The sequence below is a fragment of the Thiomonas islandica genome, assembly GCF_055383445.1.
This window is the reverse complement of record NZ_AP042391.1, coordinates 2,496,198-2,519,824: the sequence shown is the minus strand read 5'-3', so window position 1 is coordinate 2,519,824 and position 23,627 is coordinate 2,496,198. Positions and strand designations below refer to the sequence as shown.

The 23,627-nt window shown below is 62.8% G+C and carries 20 protein-coding genes, 2 tRNA genes and 1 pseudogene; 15 read left to right on the top strand and 8 right to left on the bottom strand.

The genetic code is table 11. From position 1 onward, the window contains the following. The first annotated feature begins 94 nt into the window (after window positions 1-94). The 11 genes from ACZ47F_RS12250 (at window position 95) to ACZ47F_RS12200 (ending at window position 9,291) form a co-directional block, all read left to right on the top strand. Window positions 95-1,579, top strand: coding sequence for a c-type cytochrome (locus ACZ47F_RS12250; protein WP_464924968.1), 1,485 nt, complete (start codon window positions 95-97; stop codon window positions 1,577-1,579). 4 nt (window positions 1,580-1,583) lie between these two features. Beyond that, the gene (locus ACZ47F_RS12245) at window positions 1,584-2,837 is read left to right on the top strand and encodes a hypothetical protein (RefSeq protein ID WP_464924967.1); all 1,254 of its coding nucleotides are present in this window, start codon (window positions 1,584-1,586) and stop codon (window positions 2,835-2,837) included. Window positions 2,838-2,897: 60 nt separating this feature from the next. Further along, a complete protein-coding gene (locus tag ACZ47F_RS12240; protein ID WP_464924966.1) occupies window positions 2,898-3,224 on the top strand; it encodes a c-type cytochrome in 327 nt (108 codons plus the stop codon). 523 nt (window positions 3,225-3,747) lie between these two features. Beyond that, window positions 3,748-4,326, top strand: coding sequence for a CDP-diacylglycerol--glycerol-3-phosphate 3-phosphatidyltransferase (gene pgsA, locus ACZ47F_RS12235; protein WP_464924965.1), 579 nt, complete (start codon window positions 3,748-3,750; stop codon window positions 4,324-4,326). Window positions 4,327-4,539: 213 nt separating this feature from the next. Beyond that, on the top strand, window positions 4,540-4,992 hold the full coding sequence (locus ACZ47F_RS12230; RefSeq protein WP_464924964.1) for a hypothetical protein: 453 nt from the start codon (window positions 4,540-4,542) through the stop codon (window positions 4,990-4,992). Between the two features lie 66 nt (window positions 4,993-5,058). After that, window positions 5,059-5,211: a hypothetical protein gene (locus ACZ47F_RS12225; protein WP_464924963.1), complete on the top strand. Its 153-nt coding sequence runs from the start codon at window positions 5,059-5,061 to the stop codon at window positions 5,209-5,211. A 171-nt stretch (window positions 5,212-5,382) separates the two neighbouring features. Then, window positions 5,383-6,486 carry a tartrate dehydrogenase gene (locus tag ACZ47F_RS12220; RefSeq protein ID WP_464924962.1) on the top strand — a complete coding sequence of 368 codons (1,104 nt, stop codon included), beginning with the start codon at window positions 5,383-5,385 and terminating at the stop codon, window positions 6,484-6,486. Window positions 6,487-6,689: 203 nt separating this feature from the next. Beyond that, entirely contained in the window at window positions 6,690-6,962 is a 273-nt protein-coding gene (locus ACZ47F_RS12215) for an HU family DNA-binding protein (protein WP_464926640.1), read from the top strand. 62 nt (window positions 6,963-7,024) lie between these two features. Then, window positions 7,025-7,100: transfer RNA gene (locus ACZ47F_RS12210), tRNA-Val, on the top strand. A 137-nt stretch (window positions 7,101-7,237) separates the two neighbouring features. Further along, window positions 7,238-9,157, top strand: coding sequence for a SurA N-terminal domain-containing protein (locus ACZ47F_RS12205; RefSeq protein ID WP_464924961.1), 1,920 nt, complete (start codon window positions 7,238-7,240; stop codon window positions 9,155-9,157). A gap of 58 nt (window positions 9,158-9,215) precedes the next feature. Beyond that, window positions 9,216-9,291 (top strand) — tRNA-His (locus ACZ47F_RS12200). 172 nt (window positions 9,292-9,463) lie between these two features. On the opposite strand, the gene ACZ47F_RS12195 is transcribed toward ACZ47F_RS12200, so the two are convergent. From ACZ47F_RS12195 to ACZ47F_RS12175, 5 genes and pseudogenes are all read right to left on the bottom strand, one after another. Next, on the bottom strand, window positions 9,464-10,834 hold the full coding sequence (locus tag ACZ47F_RS12195) for an MFS transporter (protein WP_464924960.1): 1,371 nt from the start codon (window positions 10,832-10,834) through the stop codon (window positions 9,464-9,466). 213 nt (window positions 10,835-11,047) lie between these two features. Then, complete coding sequence (locus tag ACZ47F_RS12190) at window positions 11,048-11,563, bottom strand: class I SAM-dependent methyltransferase (protein ID WP_464924959.1); 516 nt, start codon at window positions 11,561-11,563, stop codon at window positions 11,048-11,050. Window positions 11,564-11,718: 155 nt separating this feature from the next. Then, window positions 11,719-12,846, bottom strand: a complete 1,128-nt coding sequence (locus tag ACZ47F_RS12185; RefSeq protein ID WP_464926639.1) for a branched-chain amino acid ABC transporter substrate-binding protein — start codon at window positions 12,844-12,846, stop codon at window positions 11,719-11,721. Window positions 12,847-13,421: 575 nt separating this feature from the next. Next, window positions 13,422-14,995, bottom strand: a protein-coding gene (locus tag ACZ47F_RS12180) for an IS3 family transposase (protein ID WP_464924934.1) whose coding sequence is annotated in 2 segments (ribosomal slippage) — window positions 13,422-14,557 and window positions 14,557-14,995 — 1,575 coding nt in all. Because the reading frame shifts where the segments join, the coding sequence is not laid out codon by codon here. Between the two features lie 350 nt (window positions 14,996-15,345). Continuing rightward, window positions 15,346-15,999, bottom strand: a pseudogene (locus ACZ47F_RS12175) (transposase); the annotation flags it as partial. Between the two features lie 594 nt (window positions 16,000-16,593). Here ACZ47F_RS12175 and ACZ47F_RS12170 point away from each other — a divergent pair. Beyond that, window positions 16,594-17,001: a hypothetical protein gene (locus ACZ47F_RS12170; protein ID WP_464926657.1), complete on the top strand. Its 408-nt coding sequence runs from the start codon at window positions 16,594-16,596 to the stop codon at window positions 16,999-17,001. Between the two features lie 70 nt (window positions 17,002-17,071). Here ACZ47F_RS12170 and ACZ47F_RS12165 read toward each other — a convergent pair whose 3' ends face one another. Further along, window positions 17,072-17,527: a cytochrome P460 family protein gene (locus tag ACZ47F_RS12165; protein ID WP_464924958.1), complete on the bottom strand. Its 456-nt coding sequence runs from the start codon at window positions 17,525-17,527 to the stop codon at window positions 17,072-17,074. 83 nt (window positions 17,528-17,610) lie between these two features. Between ACZ47F_RS12165 and ACZ47F_RS12160 the strand changes: the two genes are divergently transcribed. From ACZ47F_RS12160 to ACZ47F_RS12150, 3 genes are read left to right on the top strand one after another with little or no spacing between them, the layout of a single operon-like run. Beyond that, window positions 17,611-18,948 (top strand): peptidogalycan biosysnthesis protein, encoded by a 1,338-nt coding sequence (locus ACZ47F_RS12160; protein WP_464924957.1) that lies wholly within the window; start codon window positions 17,611-17,613, stop codon window positions 18,946-18,948. Continuing rightward, entirely contained in the window at window positions 18,945-19,970 is a 1,026-nt protein-coding gene (locus ACZ47F_RS12155; RefSeq protein WP_464924956.1) for an NAD-dependent epimerase/dehydratase family protein, read from the top strand. Before ACZ47F_RS12160 ends, ACZ47F_RS12155 begins: the two co-directional genes overlap by 4 nt. Further along, window positions 19,967-21,280, top strand: coding sequence for a capsule biosynthesis protein (locus ACZ47F_RS12150; RefSeq protein WP_464924955.1), 1,314 nt, complete (start codon window positions 19,967-19,969; stop codon window positions 21,278-21,280). Before ACZ47F_RS12155 ends, ACZ47F_RS12150 begins: the two co-directional genes overlap by 4 nt. Here the strand turns inward: ACZ47F_RS12150 and ACZ47F_RS12145 are convergent. Next, entirely contained in the window at window positions 21,264-22,265 is a 1,002-nt protein-coding gene (locus tag ACZ47F_RS12145) for a capsular polysaccharide export protein, LipB/KpsS family (protein WP_464924954.1), read from the bottom strand. The genes ACZ47F_RS12150 and ACZ47F_RS12145 overlap by 17 nt on opposite strands. A 176-nt stretch (window positions 22,266-22,441) precedes the next feature. Beyond that, on the bottom strand, window positions 22,442-23,614 hold the full coding sequence (locus tag ACZ47F_RS12140; protein WP_464924953.1) for a glycosyltransferase family 4 protein: 1,173 nt from the start codon (window positions 23,612-23,614) through the stop codon (window positions 22,442-22,444). Between the last annotated feature and the right edge of the window lie 13 nt (window positions 23,615-23,627).

Sequence of the window (23,627 nt, the reverse complement as noted above, 5' to 3'; positions counted from 1 at the left end):
CACATCAGCGAATACTGATGCATGGATATGGCCTCGACGGGCAGCGGCGTCAAGACCGTGATCCACCGTCAACACATTGCTTGAAGGAGTTTGTATGTCTGAGCTGATCGGCATGTACCCGACGTGGTACGTGCCCCAAATCGGTACCGCCTGGGTGATGGGCATCATCGGCACCATCCACGTGCTGGCGTCCAACACCTCGGTCGGTGCTGCCGTGCTGTTTGCCCTGCTGGAAAGCCGCTCGGTGCGCGAGAACAAGCCGGAGATCATGCAGTACATCAAAAAGTACGGCATGTTCCTGCTGGTGTTCTCGTACATCTGGGGCTCGGTCACCGGCCCGGGGATCTGGTACTCGGTCACCGTGGCCAGCCCGCGCGGCATTTCGGCGCTGATCCACAATTTTGTCTGGGCCTGGGCGACCGAGTGGGTGTTCTTCACCGTCGAGGTCATCGGGGTGTATGCGCTGGTCTACACCATCGGCAAGATCGATCCAAAGACGCACCTGAAAATCACCTGGACCTTCGTCGTCAGCTCGGTGGCCACGCTGGTCCTGATCATCGGCATCCTGTCCTTCATGATGTGGCCGGGCAGCCAGCGCTGGTATCTCACCGGCTCGGTGTTCGACGCGTTCTATAACCTGAACTTTGCCGCGCAGCTGGCCGACCGGGGCTTTCTGATGCTGACCTCGGCCGCCGTGGTGGGCTCGATCATCGTCGCTGCCATTCCCAAGGGGGATCCGCTGCGGCGCGATGTTGGGCAGACAGTGGCCAAGCTGGGTATCACTGGTCTGGTGGGCGGTGGGCTGTCGTTCATGTGGTATGTGGCCACACTGCCGCCCAATGCCCTGGTCATCCTCAAGGATCGTCTGCCCGACTGGTTCGGCCATGTGGACTTCCGCATCACGACCTTCGTGCCGCTGGCCACCACCTCGGTGCTGATCGGACTGTATCTGCTGTGGGTCTACCTCAAACCGCAAGCGGTGCGCGTGCCGGTGGCGGTGGGCATGGTGGCCATCCTGCTGGTCGCTGGCATCTGGCCGGAGGAGCGCACTCGCGAGAGCCTGCGCAAGCCCTGGGTGGTCGGCCAGTACATGTATTCCAATCAGATCATTGGGCGTGACGTGCCGGGGCTGGGCATTCAGGATGAGGTGCCCATCATCGCCAAGGACGGTCTGCTCAAGACTGCGGCCTTCGTGCCGGCCGATCTGCGCGTGATCACCCCGCAGAACCAGATGCAGGCCGGACGGCTGCTTGCGGTCATGTCCTGTGCGAACTGTCACTCGATCAACGCGGACGGCCCGCTGCGCCCGCTGCCCAAGCTGCTGCATGGCACCACAGATGTGGCCATGATCCAGGCCTTCCTCGCCGGGCCGCTGGCGCATGGCTCCGTGCCCTACATGCCCAAGATCGACCTGCCTGCCGACGAGCAAAAGGCGCTTGCCACCTTTCTTGCCGCGGTCAATGCCGACACGGTGGACGCCGAGGGCCATCTGATCGCACGCGCAGCGCCCACTGCTGCGCCGCTGCGCACCGCCGTGGCGCAGGCCGCTGGCGAGCAACCCATCAAGTCAAAGGACTGACATCATGGATAACGCTTCCGTTTCCGCCATGCTGAGCGCCTTGCAGGACCCGGCCGGTCTGCCTGCACCTGCATGGATTTTTCAGTATCTCAATGTGCTGACCTGGGCATTTCACATCGCCTTCGTCAACCTGTCTCTGGGCTCGGGTCTGCTGGCCATCATCGCCTTCATGCGCCGCCAGCAACCTGTATGGGCGCGGCTGTCGGTGGCGATGACCGGAGTGGCCAAGGTCGCCGTGTCGATGGCCATCGTACTGGGCGTGGCGCCGCTGCTGTTCACCCAGACGATATATGACCCGTCCTGGTACACCAGCAATGTGCTGTCGGCGTTCTGGGCGATCTTTTTCATCTTCACCCTGGGCATCGGCTACACACTGTGGTTCGTGTTCTATTTCAAGAACCATGATGTGGCACATGCCGCCAAGGCGCCGGACACCACGGTGTGGTGGGCTACTGCTGCGCTGTCGCTGCTGCTGTTCGACGGCTTCATCATGCATGTGCTGTCGTATCAGGGGCTGTTTCCGCAGAAGTGGATGCAGTGGTACGCGCCGCACGGTGTGCCGGTGATGAACGGCACGGGCATTCATGCCTTCGAACTGCCGCGCTTTGCTTTCTTCATTGTCATGTCGCTAACCATGACCGGAGTCTTCCTTCTCGGCTATGCGCGCTATTTCCGCGTCCGCGCTGATTTCCCGTCGGACTATCTCGATCTGGCGCACCGGCTGGGTGTGAAGACCGCGTACTGGGGCGTGGCGCTGCAACTCGCAACCGGCCTGCTGTGGGCCTACGGCCTGCCGTCGTCCATGCAGGTGTTCACCCAGCCGCTGTTCTGGCTGACCCTGGTGCTCATCGTCGGTGTGGCGCTGTATGCGCGCCAGGTGCCGGTTGGTGGTTCGGCGCTGCAGGCTTACTCGGCCATGGCGTTCTATGCGCTGATGGCGCTGGTGGTCTCGGTCGACCGTGAGGCGCTGCGCGTGGCCTACCTAGCGCCGTATCACTACAACCTGGCCTCCAAGCCGCACTATGAGTGGGGTGCGGTGGTCTGGTTTTTCGCCACGTTTGTCGGTGTGGGCGGCGCGCTGGTTGCGTTCTACAGCACCATGCTGTGGAAGGCCGGCAAGGTCAAGGGCCTGTACACCGCAGACCGCACGGTCTCGCGCCTGGGCGACATCGCGGTGTGGATCAACTGGACCTGGATGGCCGCATTCTTTGCTATTGGCGTCTGGGCTTATGTGCGCAACATCGGCTTTTCCGCCTGAACACATGCGCTGCGCCGTCCGGCGCAGCGCGCAGTCATCGACCTCATTCCAAGCTGCATCATGAATCAACTGAAATCTGCTTCTCTTCTGTTCGCTGGCTTTGTGCTGAGCGCCTCCGCCGGCCTGGCGCAGGCGGCGCCCAATGCCGCACTCAACGCCAAGTTCGGTGTGTGCTTTTCCTGTCACGGCGCAGACGGCCATGCCATTCTTCCCACCTATCCCAACCTGGCCGGGCAGAACAAAGACTATCTCGTGCAGACCCTGCGCGAATTTCGCGACGGCACCCGTCCCAATGCGATCATGGGACCGATGGCCAAGCCGCTGAGCAATTCCGACATCGATCAGATCGCGATGTACTTCGCCAATCTCAAGCCGAAGACCAAGTGAAATCAACGCCGGGCTGCATGCCGTGCACACCATGCAGCCCGAGGCGCAAATGACGGCCAGAGGCAAGCGGCGAGATGCTGAAATGTGCGCATGCTCTGCAGCGGCCGCGCAAGGGTGGGTGAAGTCCGGACATCTCCTGCTTGCAGATGCAGGCGGCGTTCGAGGACACGGCGTTCGAGGACGTTGCAACCGCCTGCAAATCGCCAGGCTCGAGGTGCCGCAGCGCCACTCAGTTTATACGGTTCTGCGGAGGACGGCCGTTTGCGGCGGCGCGCCCGCGCCTGCGCCTGCGTACCCGCCAAAGCGTCCAGACAACTAGGGCGATGGCAAGTCCGCCGTAGATGTAGAGCAGCAGATCGATGTGCGTGGCAAACCAATTGGGAGGCATGCGTGGCTCCGTGAGTCTGGGCGGGTGGTGAGAAGCAAAGACCCTATCATGCCGCGATGCGTGTTGCGCATTGGCGCGCAGCACTGTCGCACTACTTGGTTTGCCCTTTCGACCCAATCCAATCCCTGCCTGCTCATGCCGATGCGCGCGATCAATCTGCCGACCTTGCTCACCTGGGCACGGGTGGCGGCCATTCCCCTGATCGTTGGCGTGTATTTCCTGCCGACAGCCTGGATGACCCTGCCCGAGCGGAACATTACCGCCACTGTGCTGTTTATCCTGAGCGGCATCACCGACTGGCTGGACGGCTATCTGGCGCGCAAGTGGAACCAGACCTCCGCATTCGGCGCCTTTCTCGACCCCGTGGCAGACAAGTTGATGGTGTCTGCCGCGCTGTTGATTCTGCTGCAGCTCGGACGGGTCGACGCGCTGGTGACGCTGATCATCATCGGCCGTGAAATCGCGATCTCCGCGTTGCGCGAATGGATGGCGCAGATCGGCCAGTCGCGCCGTGTGGCGGTGAGCTACATCGGCAAGGTCAAGACCGCGGTGCAGATGGTGGCGATTCCGTTTCTGCTCTACGGCGGCACGTTGCTGGGCGTGATCGATACCCTGCGTATCGGGCAGGCGCTCATCTGGGTCGCTGCGGGGCTCACGCTGTGGTCGATGCTGTACTACTTTCGCATCGCACTGGCCGGTATGAAGCTGTTGTGAACGCCTCGCACAGTGCTGCGGCGAAGGGCTTGCAGCGTGTCATGCCCTAGCCGTTTGGGCTGATCTGGAGCGCCGGTTTCATCGTCGCGCGCTAGGCATGCCGTATGTCCCGCCGCGAAATTTCTCTGCCTGCGCTGTGCGTTTTCGCTGTCGGTGCTGCTGCCGCTGGCATAGTAGTTGCGCACGCCGTGGCTACAAGGCTGGCGGCAGTGGATGCACTTGGCCATTGTCGGCGGTCTGCTGCAAGCGGGCTACCTCGGTGGCGTGTGGGCTGCGGTCATGCACGGCATTCTGCAGGGACCGTGTGGCGTTGATCGTTGGCCTGCAACCCTTGCTGACCGTCGGGCTCATGTCCGCTGCGGGGCAGGAATCCACAATCGCCAATGGGTTGGGCTGCTGCTGGGATTCGGCGGGCTGGCGCTGGTGGTGTTGCACAAGCTCGAAGGCGGCGAGCTCACGGCACACAACCTGCTGCTTGCCTTGCTGGCACTGGGCAGCATCACCGCAGGCACGCTGTGGCAGAAGCGCTTCGTTCAGCCCGCCTCGGTCTGGGTCTCGATAACGCCGCAGATGCCACGCCTGGGGGCAACCCGACGGGCCGGGGGTTGGGCGGTCCATAGCCACGTTGCAGTCCGCTTGTGGTGCAACACACCACGGCGCGGCTAGCGCCTCGCACTGCATCCGCCCAAACCCCCGACGCGGGTGCACAAATAGTGCTCACAGGCCCTAATCTTGAGTCTGCCGTTTGCGTTGCTCGAGACCGAGCCTGTACTCTGGAACGGCCAGCTCATCGCGGCGCTGGCCTGGTCGGTGCTAGCGTTTACCGTGGGCGCCTTGCTCTATTTGCTGAACCAGCGGGGGCTGCGGTGCAGGTCACTAGTCTGATCTATTGGGTGCCACCGGTGACCGCGCTGATGGGCTGGGTACTGTTTTCCGAGATGCTGGGCCTAGCCACCTGGTCGGGCATGGGTATGGTGGCTGCTGGTGTGGTTGCAGTGACCCGCAGCCCCTCGGTGCCATTGATCCGTTCATCAATCGATCGAAGGAGTACGTTTCATGACCATCGCATCAACGCAGCAGCCACTGCGCATTGCGGTCATCGCCGGGGACGGCATTGGCCAGGAAGTCATGCCAGAGGGCCTGCGCGCGCTGGACGCAGCAGCGAGGCGGTTCGGCATTGCGCTGCGGTTCGACCATTTCGACTTCGCCTCCTGCACCTACTACCAGCGCCACGGCAAGATGTTGCCCGATGACTGGAAGATGCGCCTCGGGCAGCATGACGCCATTTTTTTCGGCGCGGTCGGATGTCCCGGGGTGGTGCCCGATCATGTGTCGCTGTGGGGCTCGCTGCTGCAGTTCCGCCGCGAGTTCGATCAATACGTCAACCTGCGCCCGGCGCGGTTGATGCCGGGGGTGCGCTCGCCGCTGGTGCGGCGCGATGGCAGCGCCTATGCGCCGGGTGAGATCGATATGTTGATTGTGCGCGAGAACACCGAGGGCGAATATTCGAGCATCGGCGGGCGCATGTACGCCGGCACCGAACGCGAGGTGGTCATCCAGGAAACGGTGATGAGCCGCATCGGCGTCGACCGCGTGCTGCGTTACGCCTTCGATCTGGCGCGCAGCCGCCCGCGCAGGCTGCTGACCTCGGCGACCAAGTCCAACGGCATTTCCATCACCATGCCGTATTGGGACGAGCGGGTACAGGCCATGGCCGCCAGCTATCCCGATGTGCAGGTCAACCAGTTCCACATCGACATCCTTGCCGCGCATTTCGTGCAACGCCCGCAGCAGTTCGATGTGGTGGTGGCGAGCAACCTGTTCGGTGACATCCTGTCTGACCTGGGGCCCGCATGCTGCGGCACTATCGGTATTGCGCCATCGGCCAACCTCAATCCCGATCGGCGCTTTCCGTCGCTATTCGAGCCAGTGCACGGCTCGGCGCCGGACATTGCAGGGCAGGGCATCGCCAATCCGATCGCCCAGATCTGGAGCGGCGCGATGATGCTCGATTTTCTCGGCCACCGCGCCGCACACGATGCCCTGCTGCGCGCGATCGAAACCGTGCTCGACCCGGCCAGCGGCGGCCCGCGCACGCCCGATTTGGGCGGCAGCGCCCGCACTGCCGACCTCGGCCGCGCGATCGCGCAGTGCGTCTGACTGTGCTCGCGCGCATTCGGTCACGGCTAGAATTCACGACTTTGCGCAGCCCGTTGGATCGCTGATTGGCCGCATTGACAGCGGCAATCCGGCCCCGTTCTAATCAGCTGGCTATCGATGCGCTGCGGTACGGGCGCGTTTTGGGCGCGTTTTTTGTGCAAGGCGTGATCTTGCGCATCCATCCAGACCGAAGAGGGACACAAGTGAACAAGGCAGAACTCATCGAACACATCGCCAACAATGCAGATTTGAACAAGGCCCAGGCAGGCCGCGCGCTCGACGCGCTGATCGATGCCGTTCGCCGCACGTTGAAAAAGGGCGAAAGCGTCTCCCTCATCGGCTTTGGCACATTCGCCGTGACCAAGCGCGCTGCCCGCACCGGGCGCAATCCGCGTACCGGCGCGACCATCAAGATCAAGGCCGCGAAGATTCCGAAATTCCGCCCCGGCAAGGGCCTGAAAGACGCCATCAAGTAATCTCTCATCCCCAGCGCGGCGCCGCCAGGCTTGCGGCTGTCGCGCTGTGCTCAGCGGCAACCGGGTGCTTAGCTCAGTTGGTAGAGCGGCGCCCTTACAAGGCGTAGGTCGGGGGTTCGAACCCCTCAGCACCCACCACCGGTTCCCTAACTGCTTAGCGCAGTTGCTGCAGCCCTGCCTGAGCCCGCGAAGGCACTGTATCTATTCCCTGGTCGTTTTCCGCTGGCGCAAGATGCGACTGTTCTCGCATCGCACTTCGACCCACCCGCTCCGCCATGTTCGAATCCATACGCAAACACAGCAAGCTGATGCAGATCTTGCTGTTCGTGTTGATCTTCCCGTCGTTTGTGTTGTTCGGCATCCAGGGCTACAACAGCTTTCAGGGTGGGCAGGATGCGGCGGCCAAGGTCGGCGGGCAGGTCATTACCATGCAGCAGCTCGATGCGGCCAATCGCGAGGAAATCGCGCGGCTTCAGAGCATGCTGGGCAGTTCAGTCGACATCAAGCAGCTCGACACTCCCGAGCAAAAACTGCGCACCCTCGACGCCTTGGTGCGCCAGCGCCTGCTGCAGCTCGAAGCGCAACGGGAGCATCTCACCGTCACCGACGTGCAGGTACAGCAGGCCATCTTGCAGATTCCGCAGATTGCCGCGCTGCGCAAGCCCGATGGCAGTTTCGACGTCCAAGCCTATCGCAGCCTGATCGCGGCGCAGGGCATGACCACCGCGCAGTTCGAGTCGCAGGTGCGCGAGCAGCTCATCCTGCAGCAGTTGCTCGGTGGCATTGCGGGCTCGGTGATCGACAGCCAGGCGCTGGCCGCGGCGGCGGCCAAGGCGGCAGCGCAGCAGCGTGAAGTCAGGCTGGCGTTGTTCAAGCCTGCGGACTATACCGCGCAAGTCCAGGTGACGCCCGCCGAGGTCGAGTCGTTCTACAAGAACAACACCGCACGGTTTCAAAAACCCGAACAGGCCGATATCCAGTATGTCGTGCTCAGCCCGGATGCGCTGGCAGCACAGGTCAAGATCACACCGGAGCAGATCAAGGCCTATTACGACGCGCACCGCTCGCGCTACGCCACGCCCGAAGAACGCCGCGCCAGCCACATCCTGATTACGGTGCCCAGCGATGCCACCGCGGCACAACAAGAACAGGCCAAGGCCAAGGCAGAGGCGATTGCCAAGCAGGTGCAAGCCCATCCCTCCGAGTTTGCCGAGCTGGCGCGCAAGGACTCGCAAGACCCCGGCTCAGCCGACAAGGGCGGCGATCTGGGCTATTTCACCGCCAGTGCCATGGTCAAACCGTTCGCCGATGCGGTATTTGGCATGACTAAGATCGGCCAGATCGTCGGCCCGATCAAAACCCAGTTTGGCTACCACATCATCGAGCTTACCGGTATCAAACCGGGCAGCCAGCAGCCATTCGATGCGGTCAAGGCCGATATCGAAAAGCAGCTGCAGCAGGACGCCGTGCAAAAGCGCCTATCCGCCGACGTCGAAACCTTCACCAACCTGGTGTTCGAACATCCGAACAGCTTTGAGCCGGTGGCCGGCAAACTCCACCTGCAGGTGCACACCGCAAGCGGCGTGACCCGCACGCCGCAGCCGGCCACCTCGGACAGCGCCAATCCGCTGGCGAGCAAAGCCTTCCTCGACGCATTGTTTTCCGAAAACAGCCTGCGCAATAAACACAATCTGCAAGCCATGCAGATCGCCCCGAACGTCTGGGCCTCAGGTCGCGTGCTGAGCTATACACCCGCACAAACCCAAGCGTTCGACGCGGTGCAGGCACAGGCCAAGCAGATGCTGATCCAACAGAAAGCTGCTGAACTTTCCCGGCAGGCAGGACAAAAGGCACTCAAAACACCGGCTGCGATCACTTTCGGCCCACCCATGATATTGAGCCAGACCCAGCCCACGCCCGATGTCGCCCCCGCCATTGTGACCAAGGCATTCGCGCTTTCCACTGACAAGCTGCCTGCCACCGCCGGAGTCGATCTTGGTGCGCAAGGTTACGCCATCGTGCAACTCGACAAGGTCATCGACGGCGCTGTGCCCGCTGAGCTCGTGCGCGCTGCCGCCGCTGCACAAAACCAAACCCTGACCCAAGGCATCATCAGCGCCTATGTCGAGGCGCTCAAAAAGCGCTTCGGCGTAGAAATTCTCTACAAGCCCAAGCCGGAGGCCGCTGCAGCTTGATCTGCCGCAGACAGGCGCTTTGCTCAAAGCTATGGTGTAGAATGCTCGTTTTTCTGTGGTGGCTGTAGCTCAGTTGGTAGAGTCCAGGATTGTGATTCCTGTTGTCGTGGGTTCGAGTCCCATCAGCCACCCCAAAGATTTCTTCTGGACTTGCGCGGACTTACCAACATCGCGTTGAGTTGATTCTGGGCATCCATGTGGCACTCCCAATGCGGTTTTGACGATCGTGGTCACTGTGCATACGGCTTGCTCTGCTGCTGCAAAGCACAGATGCAGATGGCGTTCGGTTTGTCTTGAGTGAAACTCTCAGCGTAGCGTCCAAGCACCAATGAGCGCCCCTGCCAACAAGGCCAGCGCCGCCCCCAGCAGCGCCGCGCCCGCGCCAACCATGCCCCCCGCGTGCAGATGCAAAAAGCCGCCGAGCAAGGCGATGCCCAACGCACCTGAGGCTTGGCGCGCCGTATTGTTCACCGCTGAAGCCATGCCGGCGCGCTCTGGCGGCACGGCGCCGATGGCCGCATGCACCACGGCCGGCATGGCCGGCACCAGGCCCAGCCCGGCCAGCAGCAGCCAGGGCGCCATTGCGCTGAACGGCGTCTGCGCCTGTACCCGCGCCAGACCGAGATAGGCGATGCCCATCAGCGCTAGGCCGGCCACGGCCGTCCAGCGCGCGCCGAACCGCCCCACCAACCGCCCGCCAAAAGACACCAATGCTACGAAGGGCAGGAACATCAGGCTCAGCCGCACTCCGGCCTGCGCTGCCGACAAGCCCTGCGCATGCTGAAAGAACAGGCTCATGGCGAACAACATGCCCATGACCCCGAAGTTCATCAGCCCTGCCGCCACATTGGCCCCGGTGAAAGCAGGGCGACGAAAGAAGGCCAGCGGAATCAGCGGCTGCGCCACGCGGCCTTCCCACCAGACAAAGAGTCCGCCGGCCAACGCTATGGCACCGCCAGCCAGCAGGATAGGCGGCGCAGTCCAGCCCAGCGCATGGCCTTCGATCAAGGCAAACAGCATGGCGGCAAGACAAACAGTGGCCAGCGCCTGCCCGGTCACGTCCAGCCGCCGCTGGGTATCGCCGTGGGATTCGCGCACCGAGCGCGCGGTCAGCAGCAAAGCGGCCAGCCCGACCGGCAGATTGATCCAGAAGATCGCCCGCCAGCCCAGCGCATCCACCAGCACCCCGCCCAGCGTCGGCCCGGCCACCAGCGCCACCCCGGAGATGCCAGCCCACAGGCCGATGGCCCGCGCCCGCAGCCGCGCATCGACGAAGGCCTGTCGCAGGATAGCCAGAGAGTTGGGCAGCAGCGCCGCGGCGCCCACGCCCTGCGCCACCCGCGCCGCGTTCAGCCAGGCCAGGTTCGGGGAAAGGGCGCACAGCAGCGAGGCCAGCACGAACACCACCAGGCCGATGGTGTAGACGCGCTTGCGCCCATGGAGGTCGGCCAGTTCGCCCGCGCCGAGCATCAGGCTGGAGAAGCTCAGGGCGTAGGCGTCGCTCACCCATTGCAGGCCAGAAAGACTGGTGTGCAACTCGCGATGAATCGCCGGCAGCGCGACATTGACCACGGTGATGTCGAGTTGCACCATGGACAGGCCGAGGGAGACGGCGAGCAATAAGCCGAGCGACGACACGGATGCGTCGCGCACGGCTTGTGTTGAAGCATCGGGCATGGATTCCCCTCTTGACATGCGGGTTAGTCAATGCGTCGCCGCACGGTGCGCAACCAGGGTGGTCATCGGCCAAAGCAAGGTGCAACTCCCGTCTATGTCCTGCACTGTCAGGAAATCGCGGACTCCCTTAAGACAATCCTCGTCCGAGTAATGCGGCTTGGCAGAAAACAGCAGACGCAAAAATTTGCCCAGATGCTGAGAATCCGCAAATCGCTACCGAGCCGTGTTGTCGTAGAACGCGGGACGGCCCCATCCCGTCAATCCACATAATGTGGTGGCGAACTCTTGGGACAAAAATGACACCTCATGGCTAGTCACGCAGGAGCGGGCGATGAAGCTGTCGAAATAACGTGCCGGGGCCGTGCCCGCGAAGATGTCGGTGATCACCAGCCGCCCACCGGGTTTGGTGTGCGCGGCGAATCGCTCAAACGCCCGGGTTTTGTCGCGGACATGGTGGATGGCCCCGCGGCTCCATACAGCGTCGAAACCCTTGAACGCCAGATCCAGATCTTCTGCAGCTTGGTGGTGGATGCAGACATTGCGCGACAGGATCTCGGCAAGCCCTTGCGTCTGCTCTGGCGCGGGATCAACGATGTCCAGGCGACCGTTCGATCCGAGCGTTCCGGCGATTCGCGGCTGAAGTAACCTGTTCCGGCACCAACCTCCACAATGGATTCTCCCGGTCTTGGTTGAAGCATGTCGTGCATCAATCTCAAATCGTGATGCCACGCCTCCGGATAAATACGCAGGGCGTCCTGATAGTTCGTCGAGCGCTCTCCACTGAATTCGGCATCGGTGTCGGCATACATGGCAATAACCTCCGTATTGACAAAAGGTTGAAAACAACGATCAACAGCCGCATCCAACTGCGGCCGTGCTCCACTTCATTGCACGCTCTCCACCGCCAGCGGCGCTTTCTGTCCACCCTTGAATTGCGATAAGGTGATGACCGGATGCACCAATTCACCGGTGGCGGTGAAGCGGATGCGCTTCTTGGTCACGCCGTCGTAGTCGATGTTGCGGATGAAGGGCAGATAGACCTTGGGATCTGCCGACTTGGCCTTCATCATGGCGTGCGCCAGCACCATGGTGGCGTCATAGGCATAGGACGAGAAGGGTTGCAGGGCACCGGCGCCGAACTCCTGGTCGTAGCGCGTCTTCCACGCGGGCCCGCCCGGCATGTCCTTCAGCGGCGCGCCGCCTTCGGCGCAGATGGTGCCGTCGACGGCCGAGCCCGCGAGCTTGGCCAGTTCGCTGGTGCAGATGCCGTCACCGCCCATGAACCGGCTCTTGATGCCGAGCTGCTGCATCTGGCGCAGCATCGGCCCGGCCTGGGTGTACGCACCGCCGTAGAAAATCAGCGCCGGATGATCGGCCTTGATCTTGGTGAGAATGGCACTGAAGTCGGTAGCATGGTCGCTGGTGTGTTCGCGGTCGACGACGCGCAGGCCATCCTTCTTGGCATCTGCGGAAAAGACCTTGGCGATGCCTTGTCCATAGGCGGTGCCGTCATCGACCACAGCCACGGTCTTGAGGTGAAGGGTGTGCGCCGCGTACTGCGCCAACCTCGCGCCAATGGCGTTGTCGTTGGCCAGCATGCGGAAGAAGGTCTTGAAACCTTGCTGCGCGATTTTCGGATCGGTGGACGAGGGGGTGATGTCCGGGATGCCGGCCTGGTCGTAGATGCGCGAGGCCGGGTAGGTGCAACCCGAATCCAGATGGCCGACCACGCCATTGACCTTTTCATCGACGAACTTCTGCGCCACCACGGTGGCCTGCTTGGGGTCGGCCTGGTCATCCTCGGTGTCGACCTTCCACAGCACCGGCTTGTCGTCAATCTCGGCGTGCTGCGCATTGAGCGTCTTCATCGCCATGATCACGCCGTTGACAGCGTCCTGTCCATACGCCGACTGCGGCCCGGTGAGCGGCCCCGCCGTGCCGATGCGCACAGTCAACTCGTCGGCGCGCGCCGCGGCCAGGGTCAGCGTGAATAGGGATGAAACGAACACCATCCTCTGCAATGCATGCATCACTTCGCCCCTTCTGTTGGGGATACAGAAACCGGATCAAGCCAAATGTTTTCCGATGTGGAGGCCATCCGAAGCGTGCACATGCATGATCCAATCGATCCCGGGACCTAACAAGTAAGCAAAGCGCGATCCCAAAAAACGACCATTAGTAAACAACGTTACAAGTAGAACATTTCATTGAACTCCTTGGAGTATGATGGGCGGTATCCGTCATGATTTATTCCGGCGGTTACATCTTAAAATATGCAATAGATTGAAAATTTCTCAAAATTTGTCTGGCCTATCGACGAATAGAGCGGGTCATTGCAAAATTATTGACGGCGTGCCCCACAATTGGTGGGCAATCAGGTGCTTTTGGCACCGGGGATGTGCGTATGGAGGCAAAACTATCACCTGCAACAAGCCTCTGCGAAGCCCGGGGCAGTTCACTTAGTCGTCCCTGAAATATTCACTTCAAGCGGCGAAGGGTCTCAGAGCGAGCAGGGGATCATGAATGCTTGGGCCAGCGCAGGCGGATGAGGAAGTCTCGGAGCGCGTCAAGTTACTTGTCGCCTCTTTCACGCAGCAATCGGCTGAATGTCTCCTCGGCTCACAGCCGTTGTGACCACAGAGTCGCGTTCAGGGTTGAGGGTAACGGCCCGGATGTGCGACCAGTCGCGTGTGCCGCGTGACCAGCGCGCGGGGTTGCGTTCGCGAGCCTGGAGGTAGACCTGGTGCCGAGCCGCAAGGATCGCGACGTCGTGGCCTTCATGGCGCTGTGCCGGGCTGACGTAGCGGATGCCGCTGTGCCTGTGATCGTGGTTGTACCAATGCACGAACTGGCGCGCCCACTCGCGCGCGGCGCACAGATCCGTAAAGCCCTTTTCTGGGAACTCCGGCCGGTACTTCGCCGTGCGGAACAGGCTTTCGACGAAGGCGTTGTCGTCGCTCACGCGGGGCCGTGAGTACGACGGTTTCACGCCCAGCCACCACAGCATGGCCAGCACGGTGGTGGCCTTCAGCGTGGCGCCGTTGTCGCCGTGCAGTACGGGTCGCTCGTCACGCGGCATGGCGTGAATGCCCTCGGCCAGCGCCGTACGCTGCACGAGCCGCGCAGCGTGGTCGCAGTCGTCGTCCTCGTGCACCTCGAAGCCCACGATCTTGCGGCTGTACACGTCCATGATGAGGTACAGGAAGAACCAGCGTCCGGCGACATCCCTTGGCAGGAACGTCATGTCCCAGCACCACAGCTGTCGCGGCGCGGTGGCCACGTGAGTGGTCGGTGGCCGGCCCTTGCGTGGTGCCTTGGCGCGCCCGCGGTGACTCATTTGCCCCTGCGCACGCAGCACGCGGCGGAAGCTGGACTCGCTGGCGATGTAGACGCCCTCGTCAGCCAGCGTCGGCACGATGCGCGCCGGCGGCAGATCGGCGAAGCGCGGCTCGTTGGCCACGCTGACGATCTGCGCACGTTCGCGATCACTCAGCGCATGGGCTGGCGCCGGCCGCACGGCCTGCGGCCTGCCATCGCCAGATTCCAGGCCTTGGCCGGCCTTCCAGCGCTGCAAGGTACGCGCGCTGATCCCCATGAGTTCGCACGCTGGCTTCAGGCGCGCACCGGCATCGCAAGCCGCTTCGATGTCTCGGGCAATTTCCTGGCGATCTTCGAGGCCGATCATTCGTCCTCGCCCTTGTTCCTGTTGAAGATCGCCTCGGCTTTTTTTGACAGCACCAGCAGCGCCGCCGCCTCGGCCAGGGCCTTGTCCTTGCGGCGTACCTCTCGCTCGAGCTCTTTGATGCGGCGCCGATCCTCCTTGGTCTGCGAGGGGCTGGCACGTACTTCCTCGGGTGCAGCCAGTGCCCGCACCGCGTTGTCTCGCCATTGCTGCAGTTGCTGCGCGTACACGCCGTTCTCGCGGCACCAGGCGCTGCGCGAGGCATCGTCCATCGCCGCGGTCGTGATCACCGCCTCCAGGCGCGCGGCAGCTGTCCACACGCGCTCCTTCGCCGGCCTGGCCAACGACTCAGCGCGCCAGCGCTCCAGCGTGTCCACGCCCACTCCGATCTCGCGCGACACCACCTGCGGTGCGGCGCTCTCCGGCGGCAGCATGCGTGCCACCGCCCGGTCCTTGAATGCTTGTCCGTATCGAGCCAACTTCTTCTCTCATCCGCGCCCCCGTGTCGATGAAACGATGGTGTGCGGGGGGCGGCGCCTTCGGCGCCGCACAGGCTGTGCATTTGTGGACGATGCGCTTCGCGCACCGGCCAGCTTGCCGTGGACAACGCATCCGCGTTGCCCACCGCGCCGGCCTTCGCCCACAAGCTCCACAGCCTCCCACCACCATCAATGAACCAGTCTCACAGCTCTGGTCCTATCGGGGCGACAAGTATTCTGACGCGGGGGGGTCTTTGCAGAGCGCATGACGCGCGCCATGGCAGCGGCCACCCAAGCTCGCTCTGGCCGCTGGCTTGTTGCAGACACAAAAAAACAGATCGCAAGAAGGTGATGCCCTTTCGGGCGATCATGCGCAGCAGCCAGCGGATGTTGTAGCCCGCCGCACACAGCACCGCATGCAGCCGGTCACCCGTTTCACCCTTGAGATGACAGCGGTCCATGCGGTGATCGGCCTTGAGGTGGCCGATGATCGGCTCGATCGCCTGGCGCCGCTTGAGCAGCTTTCTCTCCTGCTCTGTGATCCGTTTGCTCTTGCCCCGGTGCACCACGTGCACATCCGGGTTGTCTGCGTCCACGCCCCGGTAGCCCAGATCGACGAATGCCGTGACGGGTTTGGCTGCGCTGTCCTGCATCAGGATGCTTGCCTGCTCCAGTTGCTCGGCCAAGGTGTGACCGTCGTACGGATTGCCGTGAAAGGCCCGCGCCCCCACGATCAGGTTGCTGTGCAGCGTGCTGGCAATGCCCACCTTCACCCCGAACTCGTAGGGCGTTCTGGCCTTGCCCTTGCTGATGCAGTCCACCTCGGGGGCGTGCAAGCTGTAGAGCTTGCGTTGCCCATCCACTGACTTGCGCTGAGCGCTTTGGGCGTTGATGCGCGCGGCTTTATCCAAGGTCTGGCCCAGCGCCTCCCGCACAGCTTGCCCAATGGCAGTGGCCTTGCGCTCAATCTCACGCTGCAGCTTGCCAACGAGGGTGCGCTGGCGCCCACGGGGGCGCCCGGCGTTGCTGGGCACAGCGGTGCGCTGCACTTGTTCACCGAAGAGGTCCAGCTCGGGCATGACAACCCCGGCACGGCCTTTGCGGCAGAAGACCTGAGCCACCCGCGCTTCGATCTCTTGCCAGGGCATGCGCGAGGCCAGCACGGCCAGCGGATGGCGCAGGTCGATCATGTGGTCGATGCGCGAGCGGAAGAAATCGTCGGTGGCGGGGCAGGCAAACATCGAAAAACTCCCGGAAAAAGGGCTGTGAAGCCTATTAAATCGGGAGAAATTGTACCCGGGAAATCAAGAAATGTATAACAAAATCAAATGGTTACGAATAAATCAGGGGTGTCGAAATGGTGGTCGACATCGCGCTCGGGGAGCAGTCGGCAAACGCCTGAGTCCGGCCTTGCTGGGTGGGCAGGGCGTTGTTCGCGGATCGCCACCACGGGGATGGCAGGGCCGTTACATCACGAAACGAACCAGGGCCGAATGGGTCATTATCATCATTTGCCGTGAACCCGGCGGGTCCGGTGATGGCCTGCACGTTCGCGGTTCTCGACAATGTCGTCCCGACCTCAACCCGAAGGAAAGTCCATGAAAAGATTTGCGCTGACGCTGGCACTGGCCAGTTTCGCAATCGCTCCGGCATTCGCCGCCATGAAGGAAAAACCCGTCAAGGTCGAACTGGGCGCGCAGAACGGTTCCGGTGAAACCGGCTATGCCATGCTCTATCCCCACGGCGCTAAGACCAAAGTCATCGTGCACCTCAAGGGCACCCCCAAGGGCGTGGCTCAGCCCGACCATATCCACAAGGGCACTTGCGCCAACCTCGATCCCAAGCCGGCTTTCATGCTCAAACCCGTGGTTGGCGGCAAGTCGATCACCATGGTGGATGCATCGGTCGCCGATCTGCTGAAGGAGCCGATGGCCATCAACGTGCATGAAAGCGCCACGGATCTGAAGAAATACGTGGCTTGCGGCGACATCGTCGCGCCCAAGTAAAATTTCCGTTCGGCGCATGCCGGAATCCGGCCGTTTGGCCGGATTCCCATGCCCGCAGGCGCGGCGGCGGTTACTTCACGATCGCCTCGGGGTGCTGCGCCAGTAGCTGGGCGTACTGCGGCGAAATCTGCTGCTTCGGGAAAAACGCCTTCCACACCGCGACCGGGAGCAGTTGCTGCGGCGGCGGCGCGAACACGAAATCCTGCTGCGTCACCATGGCATGGCAGGCGATGCAGGCCTGGACCTTGCCGTAGGCGACGACTTGGCCATCGGGTTTGTAGGCGGCCATTACCCAGTTGCGATCGGCCTGGTCGTAACCGTTCAGCTTGAGCATCGCGGTCACCCCGGTGAGCTTCTTGCCGGCGTCGTAGTTTTCCTTGACCACCAAGGCGCCGTCGGGGTAACGCTGGACCTTCTCGATGCTGCCGGCTTTGCGAATGGCGTCGTTCGCGGCGGCGTTGGCCAGATCGGTGGTGTACACGTCCACGGTGCGCGAGCCGAGTTGGTAGGGCTTGCTATCCAGCATCAGGGCGTGGCTCTTTTCCAGGGCCTGGATATCCCGCCAAAGTGCGGCGGTATACTTCAGACAACACTGAATCAGTCCTTGTGATGCTGTGGGCCGGGCTGCGGGATGGGATGCAAGGCGCACACCGTAGCCGTCGCCCTGACTATGGCCAGGGAGGGCTGCGTCGCAGACTGGCCGCAGGCCGGATGCGCAGGGGGCTTGTTCAGCGCTGCCTTAAAACGAGATGCGCGCTCAGGCGGAAGGCCTCCGTCGATCACCTGATCCCCTTGCAAACTCCTTTGAAAGCCATTCGGTTTGACTCGTTGGCCAGCATTCCTGCGGCCGATTGGGATGCGCTTGCCTGTCGTGGCTCGGTGGCCATGAGCCGGGAATTCTGGGGCCTAATCGAGCGGTCTGGGATGAATGACTTCACCTACCGCTACGTCGTTCTGTATCGACAGGGGCAGGCTGTGGCGATCGCTGGGGTTTACACCGTCACCACCGACATCGCCATCTTTGCCCCGCCGTGGATCCGCAGGGTGCTCGGTGGCATCCGGCGCCTGTTCCCCAACTTCCTCAAATGGAAGCTGCTCGAATGCGGCACACCCATCACCATCAGCAGCCCGCCCTACATCCGCAGTCCGGATGTCAGCGATGAAGCAGTGGTCGATGCCCTGAGTGCCGAGCTTCGGGCGCTCGCCAGACAGGAGCGATGTCTGATCATTGTGGTGCGCGACTTCGAGCCCAACGCGCAGCATTTACGGCCCGTGTTCGCTCGGCATGGCTATCACTGGACTGACAGTCTGCCCAACACCTATCTGAATATCCGCTGGCGCTCGGTTGCCGAGTATCACTCGGCCATGCGCAGCTATTTTCGGAGCAAGCTGCACAAGCATCAAAAGCGCAACCGGGCAGCGGGCGTGCGGCACGAACTGGTGGATGATTTTGCGCATCTGGCCGAGACATTGTGTGCGCAGTGGATGGAGGTGCATGCACACGCGAGTGAATTTCAGCGCGAGGTTCTGACGCCGGCGTTTTACCGTGACCTGCCAGCAACGATGGGCAAGCGTGCCAAGATCTTGCTCTTTTACAGGGGGGATGCCTGGGTGGGACACGCCTTGCTGCTGATGGACAGGGACATGCTGCGCTGGCTCTATGTTGGGCGTGAAGTCGCGCAGAATGACAGCCTCTACATCTACATTGCGGCCACGGTGGTCGAAACTGCCATTGCCTTGGGTGCCACCCGGCTGGAAATGGGGCTGACCACGTATCCCATCAAGCAAGACCTTGGCGCGGAGATCGTTCCAATCCGGCTTGCCATTCACGCACCGTGGGGGTTGATCAATCCTTTTGTCGGCCTGGGCTATGCGCTGCTCAACAAAGTGCCTCGTCCCAGCCCGAGGCAGGTATTCAAATCGTCCGCAGCAGTGCCAACTTCATGAAATCGGCAACGCTGCAGAGCGATTCCGTGCTGGTCACCGGGGCCACCGGTTTCGTGGGGGGCCACCTGGTGGACCGTCTGATCGATCAGGGTGTTCGGCCTCGCCTTCTCGTGCGCAATCCCGCCAGACTCCGGCACGCATGGCAGGGCCGGGTCGAAGTGATCGTGGGCGATCTCAATGACCCTCGCTCGCTGGCCCCTGCGGTGTCGAATGTAGGCGTGGTGTTTCACTGCGCGGCGGACGTCCGGACCTGGGGGCGGGCGCAGGAGTATGAAGCGGTCAATGTGCACGGCGTGCGTCACCTGCTCGCTGCCATCGCCGCGCAGCCCTCTATGCCGCGGCATTTCGTTCATCTCTCGACGGTTGATGTCTACGGATTCCCAAAAACGCCCTGCGACGAGCGCTGCGCCTTGCGCCCACCCGGATTTGGCTATGGCGACAGCAAATTGCGGGGAGAGGAACTGCTGCGTCAGACAGCGCAGCACATGCACCTGCCGTACACCGTGCTGCGGCCGACCAATGTGATGGGGCCAGGCAGCCCCTTCATCGAGCGGGTGGGGCGCGAGTTGCAGCAGGGGCTGATGCTGCGCGTAAGCGGGGGGCGGGCAGATGCTGGTTATCTGGACGTGAACAATCTGGTCGATGTGATGATCTGGGCGACGCAGGCACCGCAGGCGCAGAACGCGGTTTTCAATGTCGCCGACCCGCGGCCCATCAGCTGGCGGCAGTTTCTGGACGATCTGCGGCGGGGTCTGGCGGGGCGAGGGTGGATCATCGATCTGCCTTATTCCGTGGCCGAACTGTCCGCTACGCTGATCGAGACGCCATATCGCCTGTTGCGCGCGTCGCAAGAGCCGCCGTTGCATCGGTTGATCGTTCGGATATTCGGCAGAACCTGCGGGCACAGTGCTGCCCGGCTGATCGCTGCCGGCGGACCGGTGGGGCGCGTCAGCTACGAGGAATCGATCGCTGCTTCGGTGCGATGGTTTCGCGCGAAGCAGACCGATCTGGGCGCGGCATGAACAGCCACACACCGGCGCCCAAAACGCCGCATGCCGTGTTTCTGCAAGGCATGCCGTCGCCTTTTTACCGGCAGATTGCCGCGCACCTCAAGGCTGCAGGATGGCGGGTGACGCGCATCAACCTGTGCACTGGCGACTGGCTTTTCTGGCATGGCGAAGACGCCATGGCCTACCGGGGGCGGCGCAGTCGCTGGCCAGAGTTCATCGACCGGTTTTACCGGGAACAGCACGTCACCCACCTTGTGCTGCTTGGTGAAAACAGGCGTTACCACCGGCAGGCGGTCGACTTGGCGCTCCCGCTTGGCATTCAGGTCGTGGTCAACGACTTTGGTTATATCCGCCCGGACTGGATTACCTTCGAGCGCAATGGCATGAGCGGCGGCTCGCTCTTTCCGCGCGATCCCCAAGCCATCCGGCTGCTTGCGGCACGACTGCCGGAAGTGGATTGGACGCCGCGGTTTGCCGACAGCGCATTTCACATGGCACGCGGCGATCTGCTGCACAACCTCTCCAACCTCCTGCTCGGCTGGTGGTTTCCGTTCTATCGCCGCAGCGACCGCAGGCCGCACACCCTCATCTACACCCCGGCCAGCGGTCTGCGCCTGCTGACAAACCGGTTGCGCAAGGCGCAGACCGAGCAGACGGTGCACGCCCTGCTGCGCAGCGAACGGCCGTATTACCTGTTCCCCCTGCAGCTCGATTTTGATTTTCAGATCGTGGCGTATTCGCCGTTTTCCGGCATTGCCGAGTCGATTGCGCATGTCGTTGCCTCATTCGCGCAGCATGCGCCCCGACAGGCCATGCTCGTGCTCAAAGAACATCCCTGGGATCCCGCGCTGAAAAATTGGCATCGGGTGCTGCGCCAGCATGCCAGAAGGTGGGGAGTGGCTGAGCGCGTGCTGTACCTGCGCGGTGGGCATCTCGATACCCTGATCTCCCAGTCGAAGGGCGTGGTCACGGTCAACAGCACCACGGGCATGCGCGCCCTGCATCTGGGCCGCCCTCTGGTCGTGCTGGGGCAGGCGGTGTTCGATGTCCCCGAGTTGACCCACCAAGGCGGACTCGACAGCTTCTGGACGCAGGGCAGGCCGCCCGACGCGACCCTGGTGCGCGATTTCCTCAAGGCCATCGCGGGAACCGTGCAGATTCGCGGGGTGTTTTTCGAGCAGGACGGCATGCGCGCTGCCGCGCGCGAGGCAGCGCTGCGCCTGATTCAAAACCGTGTGGGGCAACCGCTTGCAGTACCGGATGCCGTGCAGGCCGGGCATGAGCAGTCGTCTGCACAGCACGTGGCTATCGCACGCCGATGAACCGCCGCAGAAAAAATCGGTAGATCTCCGCCCACCAAGGCGCTGCCGTGCCCTTGCGCGCTTTCCAGGCAGCGAGTTGGTCGAGCGCTTTTTCGGGCTCGATCAAACCGTTTCCGCTGCGATCCAGATAAAGCGGATACAGAATCAGCGCCCCGGCGACCAGCTCGTCGAGCGTGAGGCGCCGGCTGCGGCGTGGGTGCGGCAGGCGATCCTCTGTCAGGCCCCAGCCGCTGTAAAAGGGTTGGCCGTGGCAGGTCACGGACTTGCCGCGCAACAGCGCCTCGAATCCGGCCAGTGAGGTCAACACATGAACCGCATCCACCGCGTCAAGCAGAGCGTGCATTGGCACATCGGTCACCACGGCGTCGCACCAGTCGGATGCCCGGTGTTCGTCTTCGCCGGTGATGCGCAGCCGGGCCACCACATCGGGGTGAGGTTTATAGACCAGATAGGCCGCCGGGTTGTCCTCGCGCACCCGGCGAAGCAATTCCATATTGCGGCGCAGGCCCGGGGCGCCGAAGGCCAGAGATGCGTCGCTTTCCACCTGCCCCGGCACCAGGATGACCTGCTGTGCGTACGCGGGCCGCTGCCAGTCGCGCGCACCGACGTTGTATTTGGTCAGCCCTGCGGAGACGATCCGCTGCCGCAGCTGCCGTGCCCGCACAAGCATCTCTGCGGGAAATTCCGCGTTGGCGAGCATCCATTCCAGGTCGGAAGGAGATGTGGCGTCGTAGTACATGCCGCGTGTATCCACGATCCACGACAGCGGTCGCACCAGCTCCGCACCCAAGCCGACCGAGCGCAGAAAACCGTCTTCGACTCGCAGCACCTGCGCGGAAGCAGGCAGACGGCTGTGTACCGGCGCGCGTCCCCACAGAACCACGGCGCCCGCATCCGGAGGGAGAGTCTGCGCATGCACGAACCGCAAGGTGCGCCCCGGAAAGCACTGGCGAATCACCGGCCATTTCCAGCGCGGAAAATCCACCACATAGAGAACCTGTGGCAGATGGTCCAGACGAAGACGCGGATCGTCTGGCGCGGGTCGTGACGCCAGCTGAACGATCGGGGACGTTTGGCGGGGCGGGGTAGTTGACGCGTCTTCGATAGGGAAGGGCAGGCGCTTCGACGCGCCGAAAATTCTGTGAATACGGTCTGAAGCCATCAAGAAGCTGCCGCGTGTCGACCGATCGTCTCGAGCCATGTCTCCACCTGCGCGAAATGATTCTCCCAGGTTGGTGCAGAAAACCCCTGAATTCGTGCGATCTGCTCCTGCCGAAGCCTTGACGCGGGCTGGGCATACGCTTGCACCATTTCCAGCCAGCCCAGACCGTCGATCGGATCGAGGTAGTGCGGAATGTTTCCCGCAACTTCGCGGAAGGCGGGCAGATCACTGGCGATCACCGGCACGCCCAACGTCAGCGCCTCGATCAGTGGCAGGCCATAGCCTTCGACGAAAGAGGGAAACAGCAGCGCGCGCGCATGCGTCAGCCAGTTTGCGAGCTGAGCATCGTCGCAACCGGGCACCTCGACAAGCACGCCGCGCAGCGCCTCGCAGCGCTCCAGCAGATCGACGACCTGCTCACACTCCCATCCCCGCTGGCCGATGAGCACTAGCCTGGGCGCCGCCGCCCCGTGCGCTGCCCTGAGCGCGCGCCAGACATGCAGCAGCAGAAGGTGATTCTTGCGCGCCTCGATCGTGCCCACCGTCACGAAATACGGCATGTCCAGCGGCGGCTTACCCACGGCTGCGGGCAGGTCGGGCACGCCCAGGTGCGCAACCAGCGTGGCTGGGCAGGGCAGGGCATGCTGCGCGGCGTATGACTCCAAATCTCGCAGCGTCGCATGTGAATTGACGATCAGGCCGCGCCCCGTTTCGAGCATGGTGCGCAGCCGCCGGTGGTGCTTGTCCACTTCACCTGCACGGCAATATTCCGGATGGGACAGAGGAATCAGGTCGTGCAGAAAATACACCGGCTTGAGCCCGTAGCGTTTGACCCGCTGCGCATAGCGCGGGTCATCCAGGCCGCTATGCCCGGTGTTGAACAACGGTGCGCCGGCACTGGGCCCCCAGCGCGTCACATAGGCCGCGGCCACACATCGGCGCAGGGTGGCTGCGGGGCGCGGGTCGTCGCCAAGCAAGGCGGCAAACACCCTCGCCGAGGCCGCCGGGCCAAGCTCCATCCAGCGTCCCCAGTGGCGAACCACGGCGCGTGCCTGCGTCCGGAAATGGGCAATGTAAGCAAGGCTGACCCGATCCACCCCAGTAGGGCGCTTGCCTTCGAGCAGGTGTGCGGCCAGCCGGGTGACGTCGATCAGCACGGGTTGGTGTGGCATCGGGGAGTCGTCA

Coding starts and splice junctions, on each gene's coding strand:
- ACZ47F_RS12250 (WP_464924968.1), top strand. CDS start 95: ATGTCTGAGCTGATCGGCATGTACCCGACGTGGTACGTGCCCCAAATC.
- ACZ47F_RS12245 (WP_464924967.1), top strand. CDS start 1,584: ATGGATAACGCTTCCGTTTCCGCCATGCTGAGCGCCTTGCAGGACCCG.
- ACZ47F_RS12240 (WP_464924966.1), top strand. CDS start 2,898: ATGAATCAACTGAAATCTGCTTCTCTTCTGTTCGCTGGCTTTGTGCTG.
- pgsA (WP_464924965.1), top strand. CDS start 3,748: ATGCCGATGCGCGCGATCAATCTGCCGACCTTGCTCACCTGGGCACGG.
- ACZ47F_RS12230 (WP_464924964.1), top strand. CDS start 4,540: ATGCACTTGGCCATTGTCGGCGGTCTGCTGCAAGCGGGCTACCTCGGT.
- ACZ47F_RS12220 (WP_464924962.1), top strand. CDS start 5,383: ATGACCATCGCATCAACGCAGCAGCCACTGCGCATTGCGGTCATCGCC.
- ACZ47F_RS12205 (WP_464924961.1), top strand. CDS start 7,238: ATGTTCGAATCCATACGCAAACACAGCAAGCTGATGCAGATCTTGCTG.
- ACZ47F_RS12195 (WP_464924960.1), bottom strand. CDS start 10,834: ATGCCCGATGCTTCAACACAAGCCGTGCGCGACGCATCCGTGTCGTCG.
- ACZ47F_RS12185 (WP_464926639.1), bottom strand. CDS start 12,846: ATGGTGTTCGTTTCATCCCTATTCACGCTGACCCTGGCCGCGGCGCGC.
- ACZ47F_RS12170 (WP_464926657.1), top strand. CDS start 16,594: ATGAAAAGATTTGCGCTGACGCTGGCACTGGCCAGTTTCGCAATCGCT.
- ACZ47F_RS12165 (WP_464924958.1), bottom strand. CDS start 17,527: ATGCTGGATAGCAAGCCCTACCAACTCGGCTCGCGCACCGTGGACGTG.
- ACZ47F_RS12160 (WP_464924957.1), top strand. CDS start 17,611: ATGCTGTGGGCCGGGCTGCGGGATGGGATGCAAGGCGCACACCGTAGC.
- ACZ47F_RS12155 (WP_464924956.1), top strand. CDS start 18,945: ATGAAATCGGCAACGCTGCAGAGCGATTCCGTGCTGGTCACCGGGGCC.
- ACZ47F_RS12150 (WP_464924955.1), top strand. CDS start 19,967: ATGAACAGCCACACACCGGCGCCCAAAACGCCGCATGCCGTGTTTCTG.
- ACZ47F_RS12140 (WP_464924953.1), bottom strand. CDS start 23,614: ATGCCACACCAACCCGTGCTGATCGACGTCACCCGGCTGGCCGCACAC.